Consider the following 8280-nt stretch of genomic DNA (forward strand, 5'->3'; position numbering starts at 1 on the left):
AGGAGAAACTGGTCACAAGTTCTATTATAGATCACCACCTACGGCTTGCAACACACTTAGCGCGCTAATCGCAGCGGTTTCCGTTCGTAAAATTCTTGGGCCTAAGGATAAAGGCAGAAACCCATGCTTACAAGCAAATTGAACTTCATGCTCACTTAGCCCTCCTTCAGGACCAATAAGCAAATCAATCGCAGACGAGCCAATTGTATAATCACTCCAGTTTTTATTTTCACCTGGATGCAGGATAAATTTTAATTCAGCTTGAGCCGTATGCATATAGTCCTCTAGGGGTATGGGAGTATGTACCATGGGAACTGTATTACGCCCCGATTGTTCACAGGCAGCAATGACAATCGCCTGCCACTGGTGCAGTTTTTTTGCCATTCGTTCCTTATCCAGCTTGACGACACAACGCTCTGTAATAAGAGGAGTAATGCTTGCTACACCGAGTTCAACTGCCTTTTGCATTACAAATTCCATACGCTCGCCCTTGGACATGGCTTGTGCTAAATGGATAGCTAATGGCGACTCTCGGCTAACCTGTTTACTCGAATGAATAAGTACAGTAACCTGCTTTTTCTTCACTGATTCTATGGTTGCAGCAAACTCGTGATCATCACCACAAAATAAAGTAAGGTGCTCACCGGCCTGCATGCGCAAAACAACACCAACATGCTGACTGGCTTCAGGAGATAATTCCAAAAGCTGACCTGGATGGTACTTTCCAGATTGATAAATGCGTACTGCTCTCATGTGTTTATTAGTTCTCTTACGTAGCCGAGTTTCCGCATCTTTGCATCCGGCTGCGCATCTATAATTGCCAATACTATAACAAAAATTACTTATTTTTGCCCCTTGTGATAGAATTTTTTATTTCACTAAACGCGTTAAGGAAATTAAAAACCATGAGCACAACACGCATAGAATCTGACAGCATGGGTGAAATTGCTGTTCCTTCCGATAAGTATTGGGGAGCCCAGACTGAGCGATCATTACATCACTTTAATATAGGCAAGGACATTATGCCGCGCGAAGTCACCCATGCCTTTGGTATCTTAAAAAAGGCTGCTGCATTAACCAACCTGGATTTAGGTAAATTACCTAAAGACAAAGCTGATTTAATTATTCAAGCTGCCGATGAAGTCAGCAAAGGAATGTTAGACGATCATTTTCCTTTACATGTATGGCAAACAGGAAGCGGTACCCAATCTAATATGAATGCCAATGAAGTCATCTCAAATCGTGCAATTGAATTGGCTGGTGGAACCATGGGGAGTAAATCACCCGTTCACCCTAACGATCATGTGAATATGTCTCAGTCTTCAAATGATACATTTCCAACCGCGATGCATATTGCGGCTGCTATTGCCTTCAACAAGAAACTTATCCCTGCAGTAAAAAACTTACGTGATGCATTCGCAGCCAAAATGGTCGCATTCAAGGATATAGTCAAAATAGGTCGCACTCATTTACAAGATGCGGTTCCAATTACGTTAGGACAGGAATTTTCTGGTTATGTTGCCCAACTTGATGCCTGCCTCCATCGACTTGAAGGTGTATTGCCCGAATTATATGAATTAGCTGCCGGCGGAACTGCGGTAGGAACAGGGTTAAACACCCATCCTCAATTTGCAACCAAAGTAGCACAACATATCGCGCAAATTACCCAATTACCATTTGTTAGTGCAGATAATAAATTTGCGGCTCTGGCGTCTCATGAACCATTAGTTAATGCTCACGGTGCGATGAAAACACTGGCTTGCGCCTTGATGAAAATTGCAAATGACATTCGCTGGTTAGCATCTGGTCCACGTTGTGGTATTGGTGAGTTAGTTATCCCAGAAAACGAACCTGGATCATCGATTATGCCTGGGAAAGTCAATCCTACTCAATGTGAAGCCATGACTATGGTTTGTGCACAAGTTCTGGGAAATGATGCAACTGTGGGTATAGCCGACAGCCAAGGTAATTTTGAGCTTAATGTATTTAAACCCGTGATCATTTTTAATGTACTTCATTCACTAAACTTGCTGGCTGATACGTGCCATTCATTCCAAGAGTTTTGTGCCGAAGGGATCGAAGCCAATCGCAAGGTTATTGACTATTACCTTCATCATTCCTTAATGCTCGTCACAGCCCTCAATCAACACATAGGCTATGACAAAGCAGCTAAAATTGCTAAAACTGCGCATCAAGACAATTCTTCCTTGCAAGAAGCAGCAGTGAAACTTGGTATTTTAACAGCAGAACGTTTTGCGGAATTAGTCAGACCAGAAAAAATGATTGCACCCGAGTAGTTCTTTTCGCTTGAAAAACCTAGGTGAATCGATTGCATAGTTGCTCTGCTAATTTGGGGTATGTACCTTTTATGTATATAATCATGCCTCATTAAAATCATTAACTTATTCGAAGCAAAAATGGATTTAGCTTCTTAAAATACAGGGACGACTTATTAAAAATCTATAGGAAAATAAGGTTTAAGTATGAAAGAAAAAAGAATTATTCGTCCCGTTCAAACGATAACGCCGGATCATAAAAACGCAAGAACATCTCATCGCGGCATTGAAAAAGCTGGTAAGAAAAAAATGAGTTTCTTTGGGGATTATGGTTCTCGACAATCTGTGCGAAACGAAATGATTAAAGATGGGCTGGATTTAATGGAAATAAAGAAAGAGCAGGAACAGGACCGTATAGCCAGAGATGATGAAGCTGTACGTTTTAAAAGATAGAACATTACTTTCCCGCTTTCACAGCGGGAAAGCTGGCTTAGACGCACAACATTATTGTATTACAGGAATTTGTGGCGCAGCATTGCGTTTAGGCCCTGGAGTTGCTTTTTGAGTAGGATCTTTTGAGGCGTAGGTCTTTTGCGCTTTAGGCTTATTCATTGTTTGTTGCTTGTTCTGAGTATTCATTTGTTCATAGCCTTGGGTATTCATTTGCTCTGAACGCTGCATATCCATGCAAGCACACAATCCCAAAGTTAAAGCAATACCCAAACCCCACTTAAATGACTTTAAATTTATCATATTTAGCTCCCTGCTTTGTTGGTTCGAAAAGTAAATATAAATTAAAAAAGTTAAAATCACCACCCAAATCCATCAAGAATTTTTTTTTTCGCTTAAAAACCATATAATCAAAATCAAATCACTCTGAATAAAGGACTTAATATGATTTATCCCAATATACTTGCCACCATTGGACAAACCCCTGTGGTAAAAATTAATCGCCTAGGCGGTGCTCTCGATTGCGAACTGTATGCAAAATGTGAGTTTTTTAATCCAGGCGGCTCTGTTAAGGATCGTATTGGGTATGAAATGGTTATTCATGCAGAGCGAGATGGCCATATCAAACCTGGTTATACGCTCATTGAGCCTACCTCCGGGAATACAGGAATAGGTATCGCGTTAGCAGGCGCTGTTCTAGGCTACAAAGTAATCATCACTATGCCCGAAAAAATGAGCCAGGAAAAACAGTCTGTGCTTGAGCGCTTGGGGGCAAAGATTTATCGTACCCCAACAGAAGCGGCTTACGACGATCCGGAAAGCCATATTTCGTTAGCGAAAAGGCTGCAAGCAGAAATTCCTAATTCTTATATCCTGGATCAGTATGCCAATCCCAATAATCCTAATGCCCACTATCATGGTACCGCCCAAGAAATTATTGATGATTTTGGCAAAGACTTGCATATGGTTGTTGCGGGAGTTGGCACTGGAGGTACTATTACCGGTATTGCAAAACGACTTAAAGAATATAATCCAGAGATTCAGATCATTGGTGCTGATCCCGAAGGTTCAATTCTTGGTGGTGGCACTGAAATTAAATCTTATGACGTAGAAGGGATAGGTTATGATTTCTTCCCACAAGTTTTAGATAATAGTTTAATTGATAAGTACATTAAAACAAATGATCGGGATTCATTCCGAACAGCAAGAGATTTAATTCGGGAAGAAGGCTTACTGGTAGGAGGTTCTTCTGGCGCGGCAATGTCGGCGGCTCTACAGGCTGCAAAATCCTTAAGTAAAGGTCAAAAATGCCTGGTTATTTTGCCTGACTCAATTCGTAATTATATGTCTAAATTTGCTAATGATGAATGGATGAAAGAGCACGGATATATGTGATATCACAAACCTAGAAGGTAACTTAAGGGTGTTGGGGGACGGTTGGCCTTTAGCGTAGGTTGCGCGAAAATGATGCTGAGGAAACGTTGCATACAGCACAGTATGTGAGGCTTGTGAAATGTTATTTTCGCGCAAGATATATCAAAATGAAGCAGTTCGGTGAATTGTTAACACTTAGCTAGAAGCAGAAGAGGGAATGTAGTGTATGTAAACCAGATTCTGCTTCGCTATACTCAACAATTTATCTCAACGTAACAGTAGACTGATTTTCAATTTGATCAAATAAACTATCAGGCTCAACTTGTTTGGTACTAATCCAACTCGATAAGGCATTTGCTAGCAGTTCAATCGTTTGTTGTTCTCGCTCTTGGGGAACACCTGCAATAACAGGTTTGCGGTTTGATTGCTCAAGAGCAGCCGCTACTGTATTGTTCGCTTGCGCAGGTAAAAAGGTAATATAGAGTCCCATTAATTGTTCACGGGTTAATTCGCCAGCAACAACCATACTTAAAATAGTCTTGCGCCATTGTTCATAAGACTGCAATAGCTGTTTATTGTCTTCTGCAATCAGCGCCATAATATCGCTTAGAGTTTCTCCCTGCTCTTTTGTATTTTCAACAGGTTTGGGAGCATTAATGGCTAATTGACCAACATATGCAAAATCTGCTTTATGCTTTACAGCGGGGAAATACTGATCCCCTTGAACTTGAATAACTAAATTTATTTTATTAGACATCATGCTTCTCCATCATATACATCTCTTTTTCTCAGTTCCTTTCCAAGTTCTTTAAAAGATAGCGTAATACTAATCCCCAGCACTTGAGCCAAGGCCTTTAAAGCACTTGATGGCAATTCGACCTCTGGATCACGCAAATAACTTTTCGGCGTGTCGGCACTTAACCCATCAAATACTTCACGATACATTAATGGATGAGTATAGATCTCATCCACTGCAAGCTGGCGTAGCACATAAGCCATACATTCCACTAACTCTGACTTGCGAGAAGTATTGAGTAACATACCCATACGTTCTGAAAGTGTTAAATAAGGCTGATTACTAATATATTTTGGGAAATGAAGATAAAAACGCTCCAAAATTTTTTTCAAGGTAGCATCATTGCCTCGCTGGGAAATGCTTTGTAAGGAATCGATCAGTGCTACAGCAACAGCATGAAATTGTTCATTACCAACGCTGATAAAATTGTATTCTGCGCGTGGCCTAGGTTCATGATGTACATATGCTCGATTACTAAAAAAACCAGACATAATGCTCTCCTACCCCTCAATATAACTTCATTCTAATGAATCAAAATTAAGGAAATATTAACTATAAACATCATAAGTCATAAATTTACAGCTACTCTCGTTCTAGATACAGAACCATGTAACAAAAATAATACTTAACACTATAATTCTATACTACATGAAGAAATTTTACTCGATTATGCTGCAATAAGACAGAGTTTATCTGTTTTTATACATCATGATTATATGGGGTTAATGAGAGAAAATGCATTAAAAGATCGAGATAATGAGTGTAAACTGGTACTCCCCTCCTTAAAACAATTAAATTTAAACAAAAAGGACAAAGACAAATCATCTAAACACCTTACTTACTCTTACGTTGGAAACAGATAGCCGCTCAACATTCTAATAAGATATAATGGTATTATTCTCTAAGGTTCCGGAGCTACAGCTAAAATTAGCTGCATATTTAATTAAGGATTTACTCTTGAGCCACTCGATATTTTATTTTGTTTGTTTGCTCCTTGTGCTCTTAACGTTGCTTCTTCATTTAAGGTGCAAAAGGAAACAAAGAAATGTGAACCGTTGGCAAAAATCATTAAATCTGCAAGAGCACGCCCAAGTGTTTCGCCAAATTTATACGGATGCCAACGGCTTTCTGCTTTCTCAGAATGCTCGCCAGAACCATGATGCAATGGAGTATGCTTATGGAGAAATTGAGTTTTTATCATTTATCGCGCTGCTGTCCTTAACCAACCCGGATGAAAACACCATATTCTATGACTTGGGCTCGGGTGTTGGCAAAGCAGTATTAGCCTGCAGTATGGTTTTCCCCGTCCGCAAGAGTGCTGGAGTAGAGTTATTTCCCGAACTCTACTTCGATGCATGCAAACGTGTCGAGCAATTGGCAGCAATGAAGAACTATACCGCAAAAGCAAAAAAGATTCAGTTTATTCTAGGTGATTTTCTTGAAGCGAATCTAAGTGATGCAACGCTTGTATTTATTAATTCCACTGCCTTTTTTGGTCCAATATGGGAAAGCCTGTGCGTTAAACTGGATAAGCTACCGCATCTGAATACAGTAATTACAACCAGCAAAACATTATCTTGTCCTCATTTTATAGTGACAGCACGTACCAAAGTTCAAATGAGCTGGGGCGTCGTTTTCGCCTATATTCATACACGAAAAACAACTTTTGACTAACCGTCTTGAAAATATTGAATAATTTTTTTCCCAGTCTATACTTATAAAACAAGGGACAATTGTCAGCACCTAATCTGTATTGGTTGCAGACTTTGATACACGCGACAACACGAGGTGGGTATGATCAAATCGGAACTCATTGAACACATCGCTGCTCGAATGACGCATCTTACTGAAAAGCAAGTGGCTGATGGCATAAATAGAATATTGGAATTAATGAGTGAAGCACTCATTAAAAATCAAAGAATAGAAATACGGGGATTCGGCAGTTTTTCACTTCATTACAGACCGCCACGTAATGCCCATAATCCCAAAACGGGTGAAAAAGTAGTGACTAAAGCAAAATATAGTCCGCACTTTAAACCGGGAAAAGAGTTACGTGAGCGTGTTGATGCATCGCGTGATAAATATGAATTGCCCGATGAAGAATAAGGTACGCTTGTTTTATCACTATTATTAGCCTGAGCATTGCCCCAGGAAGCTTTGTATCCAAATCCATGAGGGGAAAAGCTTGATTAATTTAATGATTTTTTGTCATTCCCGCGAAGGCGGGAATTTATTCTTCTAGGAGCGCTGTGCCTTACGAGAAATAGGTTCCCGCCTTCGCAAGAATGACAGCTTTTCTTTATCTGGCGATCGGACTACACCATTTATCGTTTATTCGCTAAATTACGTGCGAGGTAAAGTAACCCCTGTTTGTCCTTGATATTTACCGCCGCGATCACGATATGAAACAGCGCAAACTTCAGAGGCCTCCAGGAACAGCATTTGTGCCACCCCCTCATGCGCATAAATCTTAGCAGGTAATGTAGTAGTGTTTGAAAACTCCAGAGTCACATGACCTTCCCACTCTGGCTCCAGAGGTGTCACATTCACAATAATCCCACAACGTGCATAAGTCGACTTGCCAAGGCAAATAGTCAGGATATTTCGTGGAATTCGAAAATATTCTACTGTTCTTGCTAATGCAAACGAGTTGGGGGGAATAATACATACATCAGACTGTACGTCGACAAAACTATTTTCATCAAAAGCCTTCGGATCTACGATCGCAGAATTTATATTGGTGAAGATTTTAAATTCATTCGCACATCGAACGTCATATCCATAGCTTGAAACGCCATACGAAATAATTCTTCCATTTTCATTTTCACGTACTTGCCCTGGTTGAAATGGAGATATCATTCCATGTTCAAGCGCCATTTTTTCTATCCATCTATCTGATTTAATCGACACAATAAAAACCTCATGAACTCTTCGAAAGCAGTGTTCTATCATAAAAGTCGGATAAACGAAAGATTGTATTCATATTGTGCTAAATGATTTGTGACTTTTTCTTGAATAAATTAGTTTACACTTATCGTATCCGTTGCATAACTACTCGATCGAAATGAATGAAGAAACTCCAAGTTATAGACATGCGGTCGGGTAAATTGGTTTCTTAATGAGACATCATTAACTAGACTGCTTATAAAGCAAATTAATTAAAAAAACTGATTCAACCAGTTATAACGCTTTTGGTCAATTACATCATAATAACGTATTGTTGAACTTGGGTTTATGGGATAAAAAAATCCATGAAAAATACAAAGAATTAAATTTTACTTTTTCTGTAACTCCCCACGTCATCCCGAACCCGAGCGCAGCGAGGGTGAGGGATCTCCTGTCAGGTGGAACAATTTTTAAAGAATCGATTGATACAAATCATTC

The 8280-nt window shown here is 39.7% G+C and carries 10 protein-coding genes; 5 read left to right on the top strand and 5 right to left on the bottom strand.

Annotation, left to right across the window (positions count from 1 at the left end; genetic code table 11):
* Positions 1-24: 24 nt before the first annotated feature.
* The gene (locus BW930_RS14230; RefSeq protein ID WP_058468601.1) at positions 25-753 is read right to left on the bottom strand and encodes a 16S rRNA (uracil(1498)-N(3))-methyltransferase; all 729 of its coding nucleotides are present in this window, start codon (positions 751-753) and stop codon (positions 25-27) included.
* A 152-nt stretch (positions 754-905) separates the two neighbouring features.
* On the opposite strand from BW930_RS14230, the gene fumC reads away from it, so the two are divergent.
* Together fumC and BW930_RS14240 are read left to right on the top strand one after the other, a co-directional pair.
* The gene (fumC, locus tag BW930_RS14235) at positions 906-2297 is read left to right on the top strand and encodes a class II fumarate hydratase (protein WP_058468602.1); all 1392 of its coding nucleotides are present in this window, start codon (positions 906-908) and stop codon (positions 2295-2297) included.
* A gap of 186 nt (positions 2298-2483) precedes the next feature.
* Positions 2484-2729, top strand: a complete 246-nt coding sequence (locus BW930_RS14240) for a hypothetical protein (protein ID WP_058468603.1) — start codon at positions 2484-2486, stop codon at positions 2727-2729.
* Between the two features lie 51 nt (positions 2730-2780).
* On the opposite strand, the gene BW930_RS14245 is transcribed toward BW930_RS14240, so the two are convergent.
* Positions 2781-3029 (bottom strand): hypothetical protein, encoded by a 249-nt coding sequence (locus BW930_RS14245; protein ID WP_058468604.1) that lies wholly within the window; start codon positions 3027-3029, stop codon positions 2781-2783.
* Between the two features lie 141 nt (positions 3030-3170).
* On the opposite strand from BW930_RS14245, the gene BW930_RS14250 reads away from it, so the two are divergent.
* The gene (locus BW930_RS14250) at positions 3171-4121 is read left to right on the top strand and encodes a pyridoxal-phosphate dependent enzyme (protein WP_058468605.1); all 951 of its coding nucleotides are present in this window, start codon (positions 3171-3173) and stop codon (positions 4119-4121) included.
* 241 nt (positions 4122-4362) lie between these two features.
* Here the strand turns inward: BW930_RS14250 and BW930_RS16995 are convergent, their stop codons facing one another.
* Both BW930_RS16995 and BW930_RS17000 read right to left on the bottom strand, forming a co-directional pair.
* Complete coding sequence (locus tag BW930_RS16995; RefSeq protein ID WP_238587884.1) at positions 4363-4860, bottom strand: hypothetical protein; 498 nt, start codon at positions 4858-4860, stop codon at positions 4363-4365.
* Positions 4857-5387, bottom strand: coding sequence for a hypothetical protein (locus BW930_RS17000; protein WP_058468607.1), 531 nt, complete (start codon positions 5385-5387; stop codon positions 4857-4859). Before BW930_RS17000 ends, BW930_RS16995 begins: the two co-directional genes overlap by 4 nt.
* A 451-nt stretch (positions 5388-5838) precedes the next feature.
* On the opposite strand from BW930_RS17000, the gene BW930_RS14265 reads away from it, so the two are divergent.
* Both BW930_RS14265 and BW930_RS14270 read left to right on the top strand, forming a co-directional pair.
* On the top strand, positions 5839-6570 hold the full coding sequence (locus BW930_RS14265; RefSeq protein ID WP_162263004.1) for a class I SAM-dependent methyltransferase: 732 nt from the start codon (positions 5839-5841) through the stop codon (positions 6568-6570).
* 120 nt (positions 6571-6690) lie between these two features.
* Entirely contained in the window at positions 6691-7002 is a 312-nt protein-coding gene (locus BW930_RS14270) for an integration host factor subunit beta (protein ID WP_058468609.1), read from the top strand.
* 237 nt (positions 7003-7239) lie between these two features.
* Here the strand turns inward: BW930_RS14270 and dcd are convergent, their stop codons facing one another.
* Positions 7240-7806: a dCTP deaminase gene (gene dcd / locus BW930_RS14275; protein ID WP_058468610.1), complete on the bottom strand. Its 567-nt coding sequence runs from the start codon at positions 7804-7806 to the stop codon at positions 7240-7242.
* Positions 7807-8280 lie beyond the last annotated feature (474 nt).

It is taken from the genome of Fluoribacter gormanii, assembly GCF_900156395.1.
GTDB classification, from domain to species: Bacteria; Pseudomonadota; Gammaproteobacteria; order Legionellales; family Legionellaceae; genus Legionella; species Legionella gormanii.

Excerpts from the sequence above, each read along its gene's own strand:
- BW930_RS14230 (WP_058468601.1), bottom strand. The coding sequence starts at position 753 with ATGAGAGCAGTACGCATTTATCAATCTGGAAAGTACCATCCAGGTCAG.
- fumC (WP_058468602.1), top strand. The coding sequence starts at position 906 with ATGAGCACAACACGCATAGAATCTGACAGCATGGGTGAAATTGCTGTT.
- BW930_RS14240 (WP_058468603.1), top strand. The coding sequence starts at position 2,484 with ATGAAAGAAAAAAGAATTATTCGTCCCGTTCAAACGATAACGCCGGAT.
- BW930_RS14245 (WP_058468604.1), bottom strand. The coding sequence starts at position 3,029 with ATGATAAATTTAAAGTCATTTAAGTGGGGTTTGGGTATTGCTTTAACT.
- BW930_RS14250 (WP_058468605.1), top strand. The coding sequence starts at position 3,171 with ATGATTTATCCCAATATACTTGCCACCATTGGACAAACCCCTGTGGTA.
- BW930_RS16995 (WP_238587884.1), bottom strand. The coding sequence starts at position 4,860 with ATGATGTCTAATAAAATAAATTTAGTTATTCAAGTTCAAGGGGATCAG.
- BW930_RS17000 (WP_058468607.1), bottom strand. The coding sequence starts at position 5,387 with ATGTCTGGTTTTTTTAGTAATCGAGCATATGTACATCATGAACCTAGG.
- BW930_RS14270 (WP_058468609.1), top strand. The coding sequence starts at position 6,691 with ATGATCAAATCGGAACTCATTGAACACATCGCTGCTCGAATGACGCAT.